The 16,454-nt window shown below is 66.8% G+C and carries 14 protein-coding genes and 1 tRNA gene; 11 read left to right on the top strand and 4 right to left on the bottom strand.

Going from position 1 to position 16,454, the window contains the following annotated elements; translation table 11 throughout:
* The 10 genes from AC1DEY_RS09390 to AC1DEY_RS09345 all read left to right on the top strand — a co-directional run.
* On the top strand, nt 1–414 hold a 414-nt coding region (locus tag AC1DEY_RS09390), incomplete at its 5' end, for a nucleotide pyrophosphohydrolase (RefSeq protein ID WP_476867703.1).
* Between the two features lie 150 nt (nt 415–564).
* A complete protein-coding gene (gene eno, locus AC1DEY_RS09385; protein WP_476867702.1) occupies nt 565–1,845 on the top strand; it encodes a phosphopyruvate hydratase in 1,281 nt (426 codons plus the stop codon).
* An 85-nt stretch (nt 1,846–1,930) separates the two neighbouring features.
* Nucleotides 1,931–2,674 carry an FtsB family cell division protein gene (locus AC1DEY_RS09380; protein WP_476867701.1) on the top strand — a complete coding sequence of 248 codons (744 nt, stop codon included), beginning with the start codon at nt 1,931–1,933 and terminating at the stop codon, nt 2,672–2,674.
* 166 nt (nt 2,675–2,840) lie between these two features.
* Nucleotides 2,841–3,509, top strand: coding sequence for a DUF501 domain-containing protein (locus AC1DEY_RS09375; protein ID WP_476867712.1), 669 nt, complete (start codon nt 2,841–2,843; stop codon nt 3,507–3,509).
* Nucleotides 3,506–4,486 carry a Ppx/GppA phosphatase family protein gene (locus tag AC1DEY_RS09370; protein ID WP_476867700.1) on the top strand — a complete coding sequence of 327 codons (981 nt, stop codon included), beginning with the start codon at nt 3,506–3,508 and terminating at the stop codon, nt 4,484–4,486. Before AC1DEY_RS09375 ends, AC1DEY_RS09370 begins: the two co-directional genes overlap by 4 nt.
* 92 nt (nt 4,487–4,578) lie before the next feature.
* Nucleotides 4,579–6,132 carry a S8 family serine peptidase gene (locus AC1DEY_RS09365; protein ID WP_476867699.1) on the top strand — a complete coding sequence of 518 codons (1,554 nt, stop codon included), beginning with the start codon at nt 4,579–4,581 and terminating at the stop codon, nt 6,130–6,132.
* A gap of 38 nt (nt 6,133–6,170) precedes the next feature.
* Complete coding sequence (locus AC1DEY_RS09360) at nt 6,171–7,673, top strand: NAD(P)/FAD-dependent oxidoreductase (RefSeq protein WP_476867698.1); 1,503 nt, start codon at nt 6,171–6,173, stop codon at nt 7,671–7,673.
* A gap of 120 nt (nt 7,674–7,793) precedes the next feature.
* Entirely contained in the window at nt 7,794–8,738 is a 945-nt protein-coding gene (locus AC1DEY_RS09355; RefSeq protein ID WP_476867697.1) for an N-acetyltransferase, read from the top strand.
* A 31-nt stretch (nt 8,739–8,769) separates the two neighbouring features.
* A tRNA-Leu gene (locus tag AC1DEY_RS09350) sits at nt 8,770–8,843 on the top strand.
* A gap of 174 nt (nt 8,844–9,017) precedes the next feature.
* A complete protein-coding gene (locus AC1DEY_RS09345) occupies nt 9,018–10,367 on the top strand; it encodes an ABC transporter substrate-binding protein (RefSeq protein ID WP_441410274.1) in 1,350 nt (449 codons plus the stop codon).
* Between the two features lie 447 nt (nt 10,368–10,814).
* On the opposite strand, the gene AC1DEY_RS09340 is transcribed toward AC1DEY_RS09345, so the two are convergent.
* The 4 genes from AC1DEY_RS09340 to AC1DEY_RS09325 are packed head-to-tail and all read right to left on the bottom strand — an operon-like array spanning nt 10,815 to nt 14,928.
* Nucleotides 10,815–11,588 carry an ABC transporter ATP-binding protein gene (locus AC1DEY_RS09340; RefSeq protein ID WP_476867696.1) on the bottom strand — a complete coding sequence of 258 codons (774 nt, stop codon included), beginning with the start codon at nt 11,586–11,588 and terminating at the stop codon, nt 10,815–10,817.
* Complete coding sequence (locus AC1DEY_RS09335; protein ID WP_476867695.1) at nt 11,585–12,691, bottom strand: ABC transporter ATP-binding protein; 1,107 nt, start codon at nt 12,689–12,691, stop codon at nt 11,585–11,587. Before AC1DEY_RS09335 ends, AC1DEY_RS09340 begins: the two co-directional genes overlap by 4 nt.
* Nucleotides 12,688–13,656, bottom strand: coding sequence for a branched-chain amino acid ABC transporter permease (locus AC1DEY_RS09330; RefSeq protein WP_441410277.1), 969 nt, complete (start codon nt 13,654–13,656; stop codon nt 12,688–12,690). The genes AC1DEY_RS09335 and AC1DEY_RS09330 overlap by 4 nt, the downstream gene beginning before the upstream one ends.
* Nucleotides 13,657–13,665: 9 nt before the next feature.
* Nucleotides 13,666–14,928: a branched-chain amino acid ABC transporter permease gene (locus tag AC1DEY_RS09325; RefSeq protein WP_476867694.1), complete on the bottom strand. Its 1,263-nt coding sequence runs from the start codon at nt 14,926–14,928 to the stop codon at nt 13,666–13,668.
* A gap of 524 nt (nt 14,929–15,452) precedes the next feature.
* Between AC1DEY_RS09325 and AC1DEY_RS09320 the strand changes: the two genes are divergently transcribed.
* A complete protein-coding gene (locus tag AC1DEY_RS09320) occupies nt 15,453–16,343 on the top strand; it encodes a hypothetical protein (RefSeq protein ID WP_476867693.1) in 891 nt (296 codons plus the stop codon).
* Nucleotides 16,344–16,454 lie beyond the last annotated feature (111 nt).

Here is a 16,454-nt window from a genome sequence, read left to right as displayed (position 1 = left end):
GGCCTCACCGCCAAGATGATCCGCCGCAACCCTCACGTGTTCCGGCCAGACGGCTCGCTGCAGGAAACCTTCCCGGCAACGGTGGAGGAGATCATCCTGAAATGGGATGCCGTCAAGCGTTCCGAAAAGCTGCACACGGAGAAGTCCCACCCCGGGGAAGCCCTGGACGGTGTCCCGGCCGCTCTTCCGGCGCTGGCGCGGGCCCAGAAGCTGCTGGACCGGGCCGAACGCGCGGGCCTCCCGGCGGCCGCAGGCGAAACCGCCGTCGAAATGCCAGCCACCGAAGAGGAGCTCGGTGAGCTCTTGTTCGGCATCGTTGCGGCGGCCCGCCGCAGCGGGTTCGACGCCGAGCGTGCCCTCCGCGGGGCCGGCCGGCGCTTCCAGGCGGACCGGGCGCACCCGCGGACGCCATGATGACGTCCGGGGATTGGATAGGTTTCCGTAACCTCCGCCACTCTCGACTACGCTAGTAGCGACGACGACGTCGGCTTTCCAGCTTGATGTACAGCCAGAGTCCAAGCAGTCAGATTCCCTGCAGATCGCTTCACCCAAAGGAGCATATCCATGGCGCTTATCGATGCCATCCACGCCCGCGAGATCCTCGATTCCCGTGGCAACCCCACCGTAGAAGTTGAAGTCCTGCTCTCGGACGGCCAGATCGGCCGCGCAGCAGTTCCCTCCGGCGCCTCCACCGGCGAGCACGAGGCCGTTGAACTGCGCGACGGAGACAAGGGCCGCTACCTCGGCAAGGGTGTCCAGAAGGCCGTTGACGCCGTCATCGATCAGATCGCCCCGGCGCTGACCGGTTTCGACGCCACCGACCAGCGCAGCATCGACCAGGCCATGATCGACCTGGACGGCACCCCCAACAAGGCCAAGCTCGGCGCCAACGCCATCCTGGGCGTTTCCCTGGCCGTGGCCAACGCTGCCGCCGCCTCCGCTGACCTGCCGCTGTACAAGTACCTCGGCGGCCCCAACGCCCACGTCCTGCCCGTTCCGCTGATGAATATCCTCAACGGTGGCTCGCACGCCGACTCCGACGTGGACATCCAGGAATTCATGATCGTCCCGATCGGCGCCGAGACCTTCTCCGAGGGCCTGCGCTGGGGCGTTGAGGTCTACCACAACCTCAAGTCCGTCCTGCAGGCCAAGGGCCTCTCCACCGGCCTCGGCGACGAGGGCGGCTTCGCGCCGAACCTGCCGTCCAACCGTGCTGCCCTGGACCTGATCCAGGAAGCGATCAAGAACGCCGGCTACACCCCGGGCAAGGACATCGCCCTGGCACTGGATGTCGCCTCCTCCGAGTTCTTCACCGACGGCGCCTACCAGTTCGAGGGCAAGGCCCTGACGGCGTCCGAGATGAGCGCGTACTACGCCGAGCTCGTGGCCGACTACCCGCTGGTTTCCATCGAGGACCCGCTGGACGAGAACGACTGGGAAGGCTGGAAGACCCTCACCGACGCCATCGGCGACAAGGTCCAGCTGGTGGGCGATGACCTCTTCGTCACCAACCCGTCCATCCTGCAGCGCGGCATCGACACCAAGACCGCCAACTCGCTGCTGGTCAAGGTCAACCAGATCGGCTCGCTGACCGAGACCCTGGACGCCGTCTCCCTCGCCCAGCGCGCGGGTTACACGACCATCACCTCGCACCGCTCCGGCGAAACCGAGGACACCACCATCGCTGACATCTCCGTGGCAACCAACGCGGGACAGATCAAGACCGGTGCCCCGGCCCGCTCCGAGCGCGTCGCCAAGTACAACCAGCTGCTGCGCATCGAAGAAGAGCTCGACGACGCCGCACGGTACGCCGGCCGCAGCGCCTTCCCGCGTTTCAAGGGCTAGTTAGCCGCGAAAACCGGTAACCGGTGGCTATGGTTGAAAGACCATGGCCACCGGTTCTGTTTTTGGCCGCTTTTGAAGGAGTGACATGGCTACCCGACGCCCCAATGTTCCCCGGGCTACCCCTGCTGCCCGCAAGACTGAGGCCCTCAGGCCTCCGGCCGGAGGCTTAGGGGAAACGGACGACGGCGGCGAGGTCATCCAGGCCGACTTTGGCGGCTCCCGCGGCGGCGCGACGACGCCGGCCGCATCCTCCGGCACCGCACCTTCCACGTCCCGCGCGTCGGCACCCGCAGCGGGCAAGCCCGCCACCAAGGGCCCCGCAGCACCAGCAGCCGCGAAACCGACAACCCGGCCCGCACCCGGGAAGGCCAACGGGAAGGCCAACGGCAAAGCCACAGCCCGGGCCGGCGGCGCGGCTGCGGACGAATCCCTGGACCCCGTGCCCGCCAAGGCGTTCTCGGGCCGGCTGCTTGCCCTCGGCGTCGTCATGATTGCCATCACCATCCTGCTGGCCCCCACGGTCAAGATCTTCGTCGACAAGCGCGCCGAGATCGCGGCGCTGCAGGCCGATATCGCGGCCAAGCAGACCAAGCAGGAGGACCTCAAGCGGCAGGTTTCACGGTGGCAGGACCCCAACTACGTGAAGCAGCAGGCCCGCGACCGCATTAACATGGTTATGCCCGGCGAAACGGGCTACTGGGTATTTGGCAGCGATCTTCCTGCCGCGCAGTCCAGTGGCACGGCGGGTGCAGCATCAGCACAAGACCCGGCCAACCTGCCATGGGTGGATGCCCTCTGGGAGTCCGTCCGGCGATCGGCAACAGACTAGAAGCGGCGCCCGCCGCCGGGATTGTCCCGCGGACGATCCAAGAACAGGGCAGGAAGGTGCCACTCCCGTGGACCAGAACCGAGTGGACCAGAACCGACCGGACGAGAACAGTGCGCCCCAGGCCCCGGCGTTATCTGAGGGGGCCAGCGCCCCGGAGGCCTCGGCCCTGCCGACCCCGCACGACCTCGAGGTCCTGAGCCGCCAGCTGGGCCGGCCCGTGCGGGACGTCGTCGAAATCCCGGCCCGCTGCGTCTGCGGAAACCCGCTCGTGGCCGCCACCTCGCCGCGGCTCAGCAACGGTACACCGTTCCCCACCACGTTTTACCTCACGCATCCGGTGATCACGTCCGCGGTGTCGCGGCTGGAAGCTGCCGGGCTGATGAACGAGATGAACGACAGGCTCGCCGCCGATGCCGATCTCGCCGCGCGGTACCGCGCCGCCCACGAGGCGTACCTGGCCTCCCGGGCCGAGATCGGCGCACGGTCCGGCATCGGTGCCGTCCCGGAAATCGACGGCGTCTCCGCCGGCGGCATGCCGACCCGCGTCAAATGCCTGCACGTCCTCGTGGGGCACTCGCTGGCCGCCGGGCCTGGCGTGAACCCGCTGGGCGACGAGTCGGTCGCCGCCATCGCCGAGTGGTGGACCGCGGACCGCTGCTACTGTGACGGCGCCTGGGACACCGGCGGCGAGGTCCCCTCCCAGGACCTCAGCCGCCACGGACCCCAGGGCCTGCCGGAGATTGTGGGCCGGCCCGCCCCCGTCCGGAAGTCCCGCGCAGCCGCAGACGATACTGCCGATATTCCCGGCGCTGCCGGCGCGGGGGAGTCCAAGTGACCCGGGTCGCGGCCGTGGACTGCGGCACCAACTCGATCCGCCTGCTGATCGCCGATATCGACACAAATGTAGATACAGAGCTGAACCCGGGCGGAGCCGGACAGCCCTCACCGCGGCTGACCGACGTCGTGCGGGAAATGCGGGTGGTCCGGCTGGGCCAGGGCGTGGACTCCACCGGCGAACTGGCCCAGGAAGCGCTCGAACGCACCTTCGCCGCCACCCGGGACTACGCAGACCTTATCCGCCGGCACGGCGTCGACAAAGTGCGCTTCGTGGCCACCTCCGCCACCCGCGACGCCCGCAACCGGCAAGTCTTCGTGGACGGCATCCGCGCCATCCTCGGCGTCGAACCCGAAGTGATCACCGGGGACGAGGAGGCCGCGCTGTCCTTCGCCGGCGCCAGCAGTGTGCTGCCCTCCCGCGGGGAGGACCCAGTGCTGGTGGTGGACCTCGGCGGCGGAAGCACGGAGTTCGTGCTGGGCAACGCCGACGGCGTCATCGCCGCCCGCTCGGTCGACGTCGGCTGCGTGCGGATGACCGAACGGCACCTGCGCAGCGATCCGCCCACACCGGAGCAGATCGCCGCGGCGGAGGCCGACGTCGACGCCGCCATCAGCGAGGCGGCACAGACGGTTCCGCTGGAACGCGCCACCGCCGTCGTCGGCGTGGCCGGTTCCGTCACCACCATCACGGCACATGCCCTGGGCCTGCCGGAGTATTCGCCGGCCGCGATCCACGGCACCGAACTGGACCTGGACGCGGTCCGCAAAGCCTGCACCGAGCTGCTCGAAATGACCCGGGAGGAGCGGGCCGCCCTGCCGTACATGCACCCCGGACGGGTGGACGTGATCGGCGCCGGCGGTCTGGTGTGGCGGCGGGTCCTGCAACGCCTGGCCGAGGTCACGGCCGGCCGCATCACCACGGCAGTGACCAGTGAACACGATATTCTTGACGGAATTGCCCTCAGCATCCGCTAAATTTTCCCCGCAGTTGTGCACCGGCCGTGTGTACCGACAGTTGCGTACCGACACAGTGCCCGCGCCGCTGGCGCACAGCCGATAGGACCTGAATGACCAGAGCAACAGGCCGCCGGATTTCATCCGCGTTGATGGCCCTGGCCCTTGCCGGCGGAGCGTCCACGGCGGCGCTGGCCTCGGCCACGCCCGCCTTCGCCGATTCCTGGCGGGACAAGGAATACTGGCTCGCAGAGTCCGGAATCACCAAGGCCTGGGACGTTTCCAAGGGGGCCGGCGTCAAGGTCGCCGTGATTGACAGCGGCGTGGACGGCAAGCATCCCGACCTGGCGGGCGTGCTCGCCGGCGGCGCCGACATCTCCGGCGCCGGCAGTGCCAACGGCCAGGACAGCATCGGCGCCAAACCCGAGCACGGGACCCTCGTGGCCACCATGCTCGCCGGCCGCGGGCACCAGCCGCCCGGAGAGGCCGCCAAACCCAGTGCCAGCACAGCACCCGCCGCTGCGGGCGGCCCCGACGGGATCATCGGCGTTGCCCCCGAGGCGCAGGTGCTCTCCGTGTCCACATGGCTCGGTTCCGCCAACCCGGGCGGCAAGAGTGACCAGGAGCAGATCCCGGAGGCCGTGCGCTGGGCCGTCGACAACGGCGCCCGCGTCATCAACATCTCCCTCGGCAGCACCTCACCGGAATGGCCCCAGAGCTGGGATGCTGCGTTCCTCTACGCCGAACAGAAGGACGTCGTCATCGTCGCCGCCGCCGGCAACCGGGTGGGCGGAAACGTCCAGGTCGGCGCGCCGGCCACCATTCCCGGCGTCCTGACCGTTGCGGGCCTGGACCGCACAGGTGTGGCCAGCGTCGACTCCTCCTCCCAGGGCATCAGCATCGGCGTCGCGGCCCCCGCCGAGGACCTGGTCGGCGGCATGCCCGCCGGCGGCTACGCCGACTGGGCGGGCACCTCCGGCGCCACGCCCATCGTCTCCGGCGTCGCGGCCCTGATCCGCTCCAAATGGCCCGAGATGTCCGCGAGCCAGGTCATCAACCGGATCGTCAGCACGGCCAAGGACGCCGGGGAGCCGGGGAAAGACCCGCTGTACGGGTTCGGCGTGCTCAACGCCGAGGCCGCCCTCAAGGCCGATGTCCCCGAGACGAAGGTCAACCCGCTGGGATCGATATCGGACTGGATCCGGGTCCACCGGCGTGGAAACCTCGCCACGACGCCCGCTGCGGCGGCGCCGGCACCCTCCAGTGCCGCGCCCACCCTGCCCGAAGCGACCGTGCCGGTCGCGGAGAAACCCTCCCAGCTGGACAGCGCCGTGCCGGCCGTGGTGGTCCTGGGCTTCGCCTGCCTGTTCGTGGGCATCATCGTGGCCGCCGCGCTCCAGCTGAGGTCCGCCATGCGCCCGGCAAAGACGACGCCGGCGAATGACGCGACGCCAACGACGACGGCGATTGACGCACCACCGCCGACGACGGCGAATGACGCGACGCGGACGACGACGCCGATTGACGCACCGCCGTCGACGACGCCAACGACGACGCCGGAAAGGTCCCTTCCTCAGCGGACGACGCCGCCCAATGACGGCCCGGCGCGGGCGGACAAGACTGAACCGGGGCCCATGAAATCCGTGGACTCCAGCAACCCGTCATAGTTAGTGAAGGTTTTCACAAACTACTGTATTCTTGAGGCATGGCATCCTCCCTTCAGCTCCAGGACCGTCCCCGGGTACTCGTCGTCGGCGGCGGCTACGTCGGCCTGTATGTAGCCCTCAAACTTCAGAAAAAGATCGCGAATGCAGGTGGCATCGTCACCCTCGTCGATCCGCTGCCCTACATGACCTACCAGCCCTTCCTGCCGGAAGTTGCCGGCGGCAACATCGAGGCGCGCCACGCTGTCGTCTCGCACCGCCAGCACCTGAAGCAGACGGAACTCATCCAGGGCCGCGTCACCTCGATCGACCACGCCAACCGCACGGCAGTGGTTGCACCCTCCGACGGCGGCGACACGTTCGAGGTTCCCTACTTCGACGTCGTCCTGGCCGCCGGCGCCATCACCCGCACGTTCCCGATCAAGGGCCTCGCGGACAAGGGCATCGGCCTGAAGACCATCGAAGAGGCCGTTGCCCTGCGCAACAAGGTCCTCGAGCGCATCGAAACCGGCTCGCTCATGACGGACCCCGCTGAGCGCGCCCGCGCCCTGACCTTCGTCGTCGTCGGCGGCGGCTTCGCCGGCATCGAGTGCATCACCGAAATGGAAGACCTCGCCCGCGCCGCGGTCAAGAACAACCCGCGCGTCAAGCAGGAGGAAGTCCGCTTCGTCCTGGTCGAGGCCATGGGCCGCATCATGCCCGAGGTCACCGCTCCGCAGGCCGAATGGGTTGTCGAGCACCTCCGCAGCCGCGGCATCGAGGTCCTGCTGAACACCTCCCTCGACAACGCCGAGGGCTCCCTGAAGCTCATCAACCTCCCGGACAAGAGCCCGGCCCAGGAATTCGAGACCGACACCCTGGTCTGGACTGCCGGTGTGCAGGCCAACCCGATGGTCCGCTCCACCGACTTCCCGCTTGAGCCGCGCGGACGCGTCCGCGTCCTGGCCGACCTGCGCATTGCAGGCGACGAGGGCATCATCGAGAACGCCTGGGCTGCCGGCGACATCGCTGCCGTCCCCGACCTCACGGGCAGCGGCCTGCCGGACGGCACCTGCGTGCCGAACGCCCAGCACGCTCTGCGCCAGTCCAAGCGCCTGGCCAAGAACCTGTGGGCCTCCCGCTGGAACAAGCCGCTCAAGGACTACAAGCACAAGAACCTGGGCGCCGTCGCCGGCTTCGGTGAATGGAAGGGCGTCGCGAACATCAACCTGGTTGGCCGCATCGGCCTCAAGGGCCCGCTGGCCTGGCTGGCGCACCGTGGCTACCACGGCATGGCCATCCCGACGGTGGAGCGCAAGATCCGCGTCATCTCCGGCTGGATCTGGGCCTTCTTCCTGGGCCGCGACACCACGCAGCTGATGGATCTGGACAACCCCCGTGGCGCCTTCGTGGCCGCAGCGACGCCGGCCCCGAAGCCGGCCGCTGCTCCGGCTGCCGGCACGCCGGCCGACGCCGCCAAGAACGACGCGGCAAAGAGCGACGCCGCAAAGAACGACACGGCAAAGAACGACACGAAGGAAGCTGTTCCGGCCGACTCCAAGTAGCCTGACCCGAGCTTTCGACGGCGGCCGTTCCCCTCAGGGGGAGCGGCCGCCGTTTTCGTTGCTGCCGCGGTAGGTATCGGGAAGGGGCCGGCGCGTAAGACCCGCGCCTAGACTGGCTCCATGACTGCTGAAAAGGACCTGCACACGCTCCTGGCCACCATGCGCCCCGAACTGCGCGAAGGCGAGTACGTCTACGCCCTGTGGCCGCACGGCAGGCCCCTGGCCGGGGCGATCTCGGCGGCTGTTCGCGAGGCGGAAGGGCTGACCGTCGTGCTGCCGCGGGCGGAGGCGGACAGTCTGGGGCTCTCCTACGACTTCGTCGCTGCATGGATCACCCTGCAGGTGCATTCTTCGCTGGAGGCGATCGGCCTGACTGCGGCCGTCAGCGCCGCTCTGACAGAGGCAAAGATCAGCTGCAATGTTTTGGCGGGATTCCACCATGACCATCTGCTGGTGCCGGTGGCGGACGCCGAGCGGGCGCTGGAGACACTGCACGAGCTCGTCGCGGCCAGCGGGGAGCACAAGCCGGCCCCGGCACTCGTCCTGCGCAGCGAGGAACCAGCGGACCGTCCCGCCATCCTCGCTCTCACAGCCGCCGCGTTTGCCATCTCGCCCGTCACCGGGGAACACGTCGACGGCGAACCTGAGGAAGTGAAACTGCTCGCCCGGCTGTTCGAGTGCGGGGAATACCTGCCGGGGTTCAGCATTGTTGCCGAACTCGACGGCGAAGTCGTGGGGCACGTGATCAGCACCCGGGGGTGGGTGGACGGGCTGGAGCTGCTCGGGCTCGGCCCGATCGGGATAACACCCCGGCTGCAGCGCCACGGGATCGGCACCGCTCTCATGAACGAGACCGTGGCGCGGGCTAACGCGGCGGGGGAGCGGGGGATCGCCCTGCTGGGCAGTCCCGAGTATTACTCGCGCTTCGGCTTTGTGCCGTCAACCTCGCTCGGGGTCGCGCCGCCGGAGGCCGGCTGGGGTGCGTACTTCCAGCTGCTGCCACTCGCCGTCTGGCCCGGCGGCGTCAGCGGCACGTTCCGGTACGCGGGCCCGTTTTCGGGCTGATCCGGCCGGCGCGGGATACCATGGACCGGGCGCCCCAGTAGCCCAATTGGCAGAGGCAGCGGACTTAAAATCCGCGTGTTGTGGGTTCGAGTCCCACCTGGGGCACAGTGTGGGACGGTCGTGGAGCCGTCCAGATTTCCTCTATGCAACGAGTGTTATAAGGATGTGACCGTAGTCACTTATTTTCGCGCCGAAATTGCATTAGCTTGAAGTGGAATCAGGAACACCTGATCTTTCGCGTCAAAGGCCGTTCGCACCTTTAGATCGAGGAGCTTGTACATGACTTCACTCCCCCAGGTTGCGCCCCGCATCGCTAAGCTGACAGTGCTTAGCCTCGGCGTCGCCCTTCTGGCTACGGCTTGCGGTGGCTCGCCCGCCCCAAGCTCGACGGGATCCAGCTCAGCCGCGGCCGCCGGCATCGCGTGCCCGGCACCCAGCGCCACCGGCGCCGGTACCAGCGCTGCCAGTGACACGGGCTCCGTGCCCGCTTCGGCCACCACCACCCCCACACCCCTGAAGATCGGCTCGCTCCTGCCGACGACGGGGTCCCTGGCATTCCTCGGCCCGCCCGAAATTGCCGGTGTTAACCTCGGCATCAAGGAAGTCAACGATGCCGGCGGCGTCCTGGGCAAGCCGGTCGAGGTCATCCACCGCGACTCCGGTGACACCAAGACCGACATCGCCACCCAGTCCACCACAGCACTGCTCGGACAGGGCGTCAGCGCAATCGTCGGTGCCGCGTCTTCGGGTGTCTCCAAGACCGTGATCAACCAGATCACCGGTGCCGGCGTCGTCCAGTTCTCCCCGGCCAACACCTCGCCGGACTTCACCGCGTGGGATGACAAGGGCCTCTACTGGCGCACCGCCCCCTCGGACGTGCTCCAGGGCAAGGTCCTCGGCAACTACATGGCTACCTGTGGCGCCCAGACGGTCGGCATGATCGTCCTGAACGACGCCTACGGAACCGGCCTTGCCAAGAACGTCCAGGCCGCTTTCGAGGCAGCCGGCGGCAAGGTTGTTGCCCAGGAGCTCTTCAACGAGGGCGATTCCCAGTTCAGCAGCCAGGTGGATAAGGTTCTGGCCGCCAAGCCGGATGCCATTGCCCTGATCACCTTCGACCAGGCCAAGAGCATCGTCCCGCTGATGACCGGCAAGGGCGTCAAGCCCAACCAGATCTTCATGGTGGACGGCAACATGTCCGACTACAGCAAGGACTTCCAGCCGGGAACCCTGAAGGGCGCCCAGGGCACCATCCCGGGCACCTTCGCCAAGGATGACTTCAAGAAGAAGCTCCTGGCGATCGACCCCGCGCTGAAGGACTACAGCTACTCCGGCGAGTCCTACGACGCCGTGAACCTGATTGCACTGGCGGCTGAGGAAGCCAAGAGCACCAAGGGAACCGACATCGCGGCGCACCTGAAGGACGTCTCTGAAGGCGGGGAGAAGTGCAACACCTTCCCGTCCTGCGTCACCCTGCTCCGCAACGGCAAGGACATCGACTACGACGGCCAGTCCGGCCCCGTAACGTTCTCCGACGCCGGCGACCCGACGGAAGCCTACATCGGCATCTACGAGTACCAGGATGACAACACCTACAAGCCGGTCAAGGAAGAATTCGGCAAGCTGTAAGCCGCTTCCCACCGACAAACAAAAGACCTCCGTCCTTCACCGGACGGGGGTTTTTTGTGTCCGGGGGAGCGAGGCAAAGCGTCCGACAGCCCCAGGCGTCACGCACAGCAGACTTTTGGCCCTGCATTGGACAGCTCGACGCCGGGATTCCGTGCCAGCCCGCAGGGAGTCCGCCCATAACTCTGCGCCGCGTGACGCCGTCGTAGTTCAGTGGTGAACACACGGTGAGGCAACCGCTGAGGGCGACGGAGGCAGGCGCTTGTGAAAGCGCCGTTGTTGCGTGAGGAACGAGCGCAGGCGCCGAGCAAGTGGCTGCGGAGGCGTCCGGAGGCGATCGGACAATACAACGCGGTACAACTCGACTGGATAGACGCCGGGCACGCAAAGGGGCCGCCACCGGCTGGTGACGGCCCCCGTGCGGGATATCGCGGGCTACTGCCCGACGCCCTAGTCGACGGTGTCGGCGAGCGTGCCCAGGTAGAGCTGGATGACCTTGGGATCCTTCATGAGCTCCCGGCCTGTGCCCGTATACGCGTCCTTGCCCTGGTCCAGAACGTAGGCGCGGTCGCAGATCTGCAGGCAGCGGCGCGCGTTTTGCTCCACCATGATGACGGAGACGCCGGCGCGGTTGATCTCGTGGACCCGGAGGAAGGTCTCATCCTGCTTGACAGGGGAGAGGCCTGCGGAGGGCTCATCGAGCAGCAGCACGGCCGGATCCATCATCAGTGCCCGTCCCATGGCGACCATTTGGCGTTCGCCGCCGGAGAGCGAGCCGGCCCGCTGGGCGCGCCGTTTGGCGAGCTCCGGGAACAGTTCGGAGACAAAGTCGAACCGTTTGGCGAAGTCCTTGGGCCGCTGGAACATGCCCATCTGCAGGTTTTCCTCGATGGTCAGGGCGGCGAATACGTTGTTGTTCTGCGGAACGAAACCGACGCCCTTGGTGACCAGCTTGTTGGCCTTGAGCCCGGTGATGTCCTGCCCGCGGACCACTACCGAGCCGGAGTGGACCTTGACCAGGCCGAACATGGCTTTCAGCAGCGTGGACTTGCCGGCGCCGTTGGGGCCGATGATGCCGATCAGCTCACCCTTGCGGGCTTCGATGCTGCAGCCGTTGAGGATATTGACGCCGGGGATATAGCCGGCCACCAGATCGGTGACCTTCACAACCGAGTCGCCATCGAAGGTTGGCTGGGCGGACGGTGCCGCGCTGGTGGCGCTCATTCTGTGTCCTTCTCTGTGCGGTTCGGCTCGTCGCCTAGGTTCGGCCCTTCGGCGCTGCGGCGACCCCGGGTCGTCCCGTTCGGATCCGGCTGCGCCGCTTCGTCCGCCTCAGTGGCGAGGACGTCGGCGGAGATGATGCCGGCGTTTTCGGTGCCGACAATCGATTCCTCGTCGGCGACCAGCTCCGCGGCCAGTTCCTTGATGCCTTCCGCGTCGCCGAGGTCGACGTCGTGGTGGGCGCCGAGGTAGGCGTCGATCACGGCGGGGTTCTTCATGACTTCGGCGGGAGGCCCTTCGGCCACGATCTTGCCCTCGGCCATGACGACCACCCAGTCGGCGATGTGGCGGACCATATTCATATCGTGCTCAACGAACAAGACGGTCATGCCCTCGGCCTTGAGGTTCTTGATGTGGTCCAGCAGCGACTGCGTCAGCGCCGGGTTGACGCCGGCCATCGGCTCGTCGAGCATGACCAGCTTGGGCCGCACCATCAGGGACCGGGCCATTTCCAGCAGCTTCCGCTGCCCGCCGGACAGCGACGCGGCGTAGTCGTCCTTCTTGGCGTCCAGTTTGAACTTCTCCAGCAGCACGTTGGCTTCCTGGGTGATCTTCTTTTCCTGGCCGCCCCAGATGCCCTTGAACAAAGCCTTGGACAGCCGTTCGCCGGACTGGCTGGAGGCGCCGAGGCGCATGTTCTCCATGACGGTGAGCTTGCCCATGACCTTGGTGAGCTGGAACGTGCGCACCATTCCCATCCTGGCCACCTTGTACGAGGAGACGCCGGCAATGTTGTTGCCCTCGAACTGCCAGCTACCCGAGTTCGGGGTGTCGAATCCCGTCAGCAGGTTGAACAACGTGGTCTTGCCGGCGCCGTTGGGGCCGATCAATGCGGTGATCTTGTGCCGCGGGATCTCGAGGTACTGGACGTCGACGGCGTTGATGCCGCCGAAGCTGCGGGTGACGTTCTCCGCCACCACGATCGGATCCCGCTTCTTGCAGCCGGGCGCGATCTCCCCGGCGGCGATCGGACGGTTGTCCGTCATATAGTCGATTTCTTCCGACGTGCGGGGTTGGTCCCGTGACTCTTCGCTTGGAATGCTCATGCGAATGCCAGCTCCTTCTTATTGCCGAGAACGCCCTGGGGCCTGAAGATCATCAGCAGCATGAGCGCCACGCCGACCAGGATGTAACGCAGCTGCCCGGCCTGGACCGTGTTCAGCCACGTGATGGTGCCGGACTCGATCAGGCCGTAGAGGATACCCTGGGTGAGCGAGAGCACCACCCAGAAGATCATCGCGCCGACCACCGGGCCGAGCACAGTGCCGAGCCCGCCGAGCAGCAGGCAGGTGTAGAGGAAGAACGTCAGTTCCGTCCCGTAGTTGGCAGGCTGCACCGCGCCGCGGGGAATCGTGAAGATCATGCCTGCCAGGGCACCGAGCGCGCCGCCGATAATCAGGGACTGCATCTTGTAGGCGTACACGTTCTTGCCGAGCGAGCGGACGGCGTTCTCGTCCTCGCGGATGCCCTTGAGTACCCGGCCCCAGGGGCTTCGCATCAGCAGCCAGACCAGCGTGCAGAAGATGGCCACGACTGCCCAGGCGACCACCCGGATGAAGAAGTCGCGGTTGTTCATGCCAACGTAGGTCCCCGGCGGGAAGGGGTTCATGGCGTAGAAATCGCCCTCGAAGGCGGCCAGGCCGTTGGCCGAGCCGGTGATGGCGGTCAGCTGGTTGGTCGTGACGATGTAACGCACGATTTCGGCCGCCGCGATTGTCACGATGGCCAGGTAGTCTGCCCTCAGCCGCAGCGTCGGGATACCCAGCAACAGGGCGAAGATGGCGGAGGCGACGACGGCGATGAGCAGCCCGACGAAGAACGGCACATGGAACGTCAGAGTGGATATGGCGAAGCCGTAGGCCCCCACTGCCATGAAGCCTGCCTGGCCGAAGTTGAGCAGGCCGGTGTAGCCGAAGTGAACCGCGAGGCCGAGGGTGGCCAGGGCGTAGGCAGCTGTCGTCGGGCTGAAAAGTTCGCCGGCGGCGCTGGAAAATATGAATCCGAAATCCATGGCTGTCTCCTAACCCACGCGCTCTTTGCGGCCCAGAATGCCCTGAGGGCGGAACAAGAGGACAACAATCATGATGAACAACGCTCCCACGTATTTGAGGTCGGCTGCGAGGCCGAACACGGTGGTCAGCTCAACGAAGATGCCGACGATGATTGAACCGACCAGGGCGCCCCAGACCGTGCCGAGGCCGCCGAGGGTGACGCTGGCGAAGATGAGCAGCAGGATCTGCGAGCCCATGTCGAAGGTGACGCCGGGACGGTAGTAGGCCCAGAGGATGCCGCCGAGGGCGGCGAGCATGCCGCCGACCACCCAGACGATCCGGATGACGGAGTCGACGTCGATGCCGGAGGCCGCGGCCAACGCCGGGTTGTCGGCCACCGCACGGGTAGCCTTGCCGAGGCGGGTCTTGAGCAGGACGACGCCGAGGGCGGCGATCACGACGGCGCTGACGAGGAGGGACAAGAGGTTGTTGGGGGAAATGGAGATCGGGCCGATCAGAATTTCCACGCTCTGGGCGAACGGCAGTTGCTGGGTGGCGCCGCCGAAATAGAACTGGATGATGTAGCGCACGGACAGGGCGAGGCCGATGCTGACGATCATCATCGGAACAAGCCCGGTTCCGCGGCGCCGCAGCGGCTTCCACAGGCCCGCGTCCTGGACGTAGCCGAACACGCCGCCGCCGATGACGGCCAGGATGACGGCCAACCAGAACGGCAGGTGCATCTGGTTGAAGGCGAACACCAGGACCGCGCCCAGCGTGACCATCTCACCGTGGGCGAAGTTCGTCAGGCCGGTGGTGCCGAAGATCAGGGACAGGCCCACGGACGCGAGGGCGAGCAGCAGGCCGAAGCTCAGGCCGGCCACTAGCCGGTTGAGCAGGTTCTGCCCGAAGTTCTCCTCTGCCACGACGATTCCCTTGCCAAAGGTGAAGATCACCGAGAGGTTTGAGGTCTGGCTGAAGGTCACGTTGCGGGGGTTCTCCTGGCCCTCGGCCAGTTTGATGCCCTGCGGAAGCGTGGACTCGTCGAGTTTGACCACGTAGGTCCCCTGGGTGGGGACGCCGATGGTCCAGGCGCCGTTGGGTCCCGATTTGGTGGTTCCGGTGAAATCGCCGCTCGTGGCGGTGATCGTTACCCCGGGGATCGGTGCGCGGTCGTCGCCGCGCAGGAAGCCGCTGATGCTGTTGGTGAACTGGGTGGCCGACGGGGATGGTGTCGGCGACGGGGTCGCGGCGCTGGACGCCGGGGCAACGATGAGCAGTAGCGCAGCCATGGCGGCAAATATTGCCCCCACAGACCTCAGTAGTCTGCCACGCCGTCTCTGCGACAGGCCGCTCGATGTGCTTCTCAAATTGAAAACCTCCACATGGGGGTGCTGTGGGTTGCGCCTTTGCAACCGTTGCGAACGGTCAGGGGACGAGGGCCTTGCAGTGCGATCATTTGTTGTGATGTCCGTCACCCTGTGTGGCCTATGCTACAGCCCGGGCGGGCCAAAGAATGCCGCTGCGAGCAGGCAGAACGTCGCGATCGGGTAACAACCGTGTAGTGGCGGCAGCACCTCGATGTAGTCCAGCTAAAGAAAACTTTTGTTGATTCAGAGTATGCCTAAACAGTGCCCGATCGGGCCCCCGTTTCGAGTGGCCGGCCCGGGGCTCGCGCCGCCTTCCAGACGGGTCCGGCCCGGTGTGCGGGACCGGGGTCTTCAAGCTTTTTCCAAGTACCCCGGCGTTATGGTGCGAAGAGCGCCAGCCCCGGAACTCCAAAACCCGGGCCGGCGCCCTTGGCAGGGGGCCGATCGTGGAGGGCCGACTGATGAACCGGGCGGTGAAGCTGTGCCTCGCGGGATCGCTTGTGCTGGCGATCCTGGGTATCCCGGCGCTAAGTCTCGGCCCCGAGACCGCCGGCGCGCAGGCCTGCGTCCCCTCGACGTCGCCGGTCACGGACCCCTACCCGGGGATCATGGCCGCAGCCTCCAACTTCGAGACGGGCACCCTGGACGGGTTCGGCGTCTCCACCTCCGGGACGGGGAATGCCTCGGCGTCCCCGGGTCCCTCGCACTCAGGAAACTGCGCTGCGCTCCTGCATACCACCGCTGCCCCCGGCTCCCTGGCAAGGCTGACCGTAGGCCTGGCGGCCGGGGCGACCGAGGCGTATGCGGACGGCTGGTTCAACATCGCCGCTGAGGGAGTGGAGGGCAACAATGTTCCGTATTTCCGGTTCTTTTCCCGTGGCGTCCGCGTCATGGATGTGTTCCGTCAGAACATCTCCCATGAGCTGGTGCTCAGGACTTCGTCCCCGGCAGGATTCGCCTACACCACGCTGAGGCAGGACGTCCCCACCGACTCCTGGCACCGGCTGGTCATGCACGTGGTCCCCAACGGTCCCGGGACCACCGTCCAGATCTGGTGGGACGGCCGTTCCGTCTATGCGGGCACGGTCAGTATTTCCGCCGCCACGGTCGACACGCTCCAGCTGGGCTCCGAACACGATCAGCAAATGGGCGACATCTACATCGACGACGTCATCGTCAACAGCAGCACGGGAACCCCGGCGCCGGTTCCCGGACCGCTTCCGGTGCCGAAGGTGGACCCGTCGAAACGGTTCGACGACTTCCGGGGCGACGGACAGGCAACCATGCTGGCAGCGGGCACCGCAGCGGTGCGCAGCGGGCGCCGCAGGCTCCGCTGACTTAGGTCACGGTTCGGTTGCGGCGGCCCGGGCGGGGAACTATCCCTCCCTGTCGGCCGTGGGAATTGGTAGCGTGACTATATAGAACCCCTTTCTATAGTCCGCTTCGCA

This window comes from Arthrobacter sp. 05T47, from assembly GCF_056395825.1.
This window is presented reverse-complemented; position numbering and strand designations above follow the sequence as displayed.

Coding starts and splice junctions, on each gene's coding strand:
- AC1DEY_RS09340 (WP_476867696.1), bottom strand. CDS start 11,588: ATGAGCGCCACCAGCGCGGCACCGTCCGCCCAGCCAACCTTCGATGGC.
- AC1DEY_RS09345 (WP_441410274.1), top strand. CDS start 9,018: ATGACTTCACTCCCCCAGGTTGCGCCCCGCATCGCTAAGCTGACAGTG.
- AC1DEY_RS09335 (WP_476867695.1), bottom strand. CDS start 12,691: ATGAGCATTCCAAGCGAAGAGTCACGGGACCAACCCCGCACGTCGGAA.
- AC1DEY_RS09325 (WP_476867694.1), bottom strand. CDS start 14,928: ATGGCTGCGCTACTGCTCATCGTTGCCCCGGCGTCCAGCGCCGCGACC.
- AC1DEY_RS09360 (WP_476867698.1), top strand. CDS start 6,171: ATGGCATCCTCCCTTCAGCTCCAGGACCGTCCCCGGGTACTCGTCGTC.
- eno (WP_476867702.1), top strand. CDS start 565: ATGGCGCTTATCGATGCCATCCACGCCCGCGAGATCCTCGATTCCCGT.
- AC1DEY_RS09380 (WP_476867701.1), top strand. CDS start 1,931: ATGGCTACCCGACGCCCCAATGTTCCCCGGGCTACCCCTGCTGCCCGC.
- AC1DEY_RS09355 (WP_476867697.1), top strand. CDS start 7,794: ATGACTGCTGAAAAGGACCTGCACACGCTCCTGGCCACCATGCGCCCC.
- AC1DEY_RS09330 (WP_441410277.1), bottom strand. CDS start 13,656: ATGGATTTCGGATTCATATTTTCCAGCGCCGCCGGCGAACTTTTCAGC.
- AC1DEY_RS09365 (WP_476867699.1), top strand. CDS start 4,579: ATGACCAGAGCAACAGGCCGCCGGATTTCATCCGCGTTGATGGCCCTG.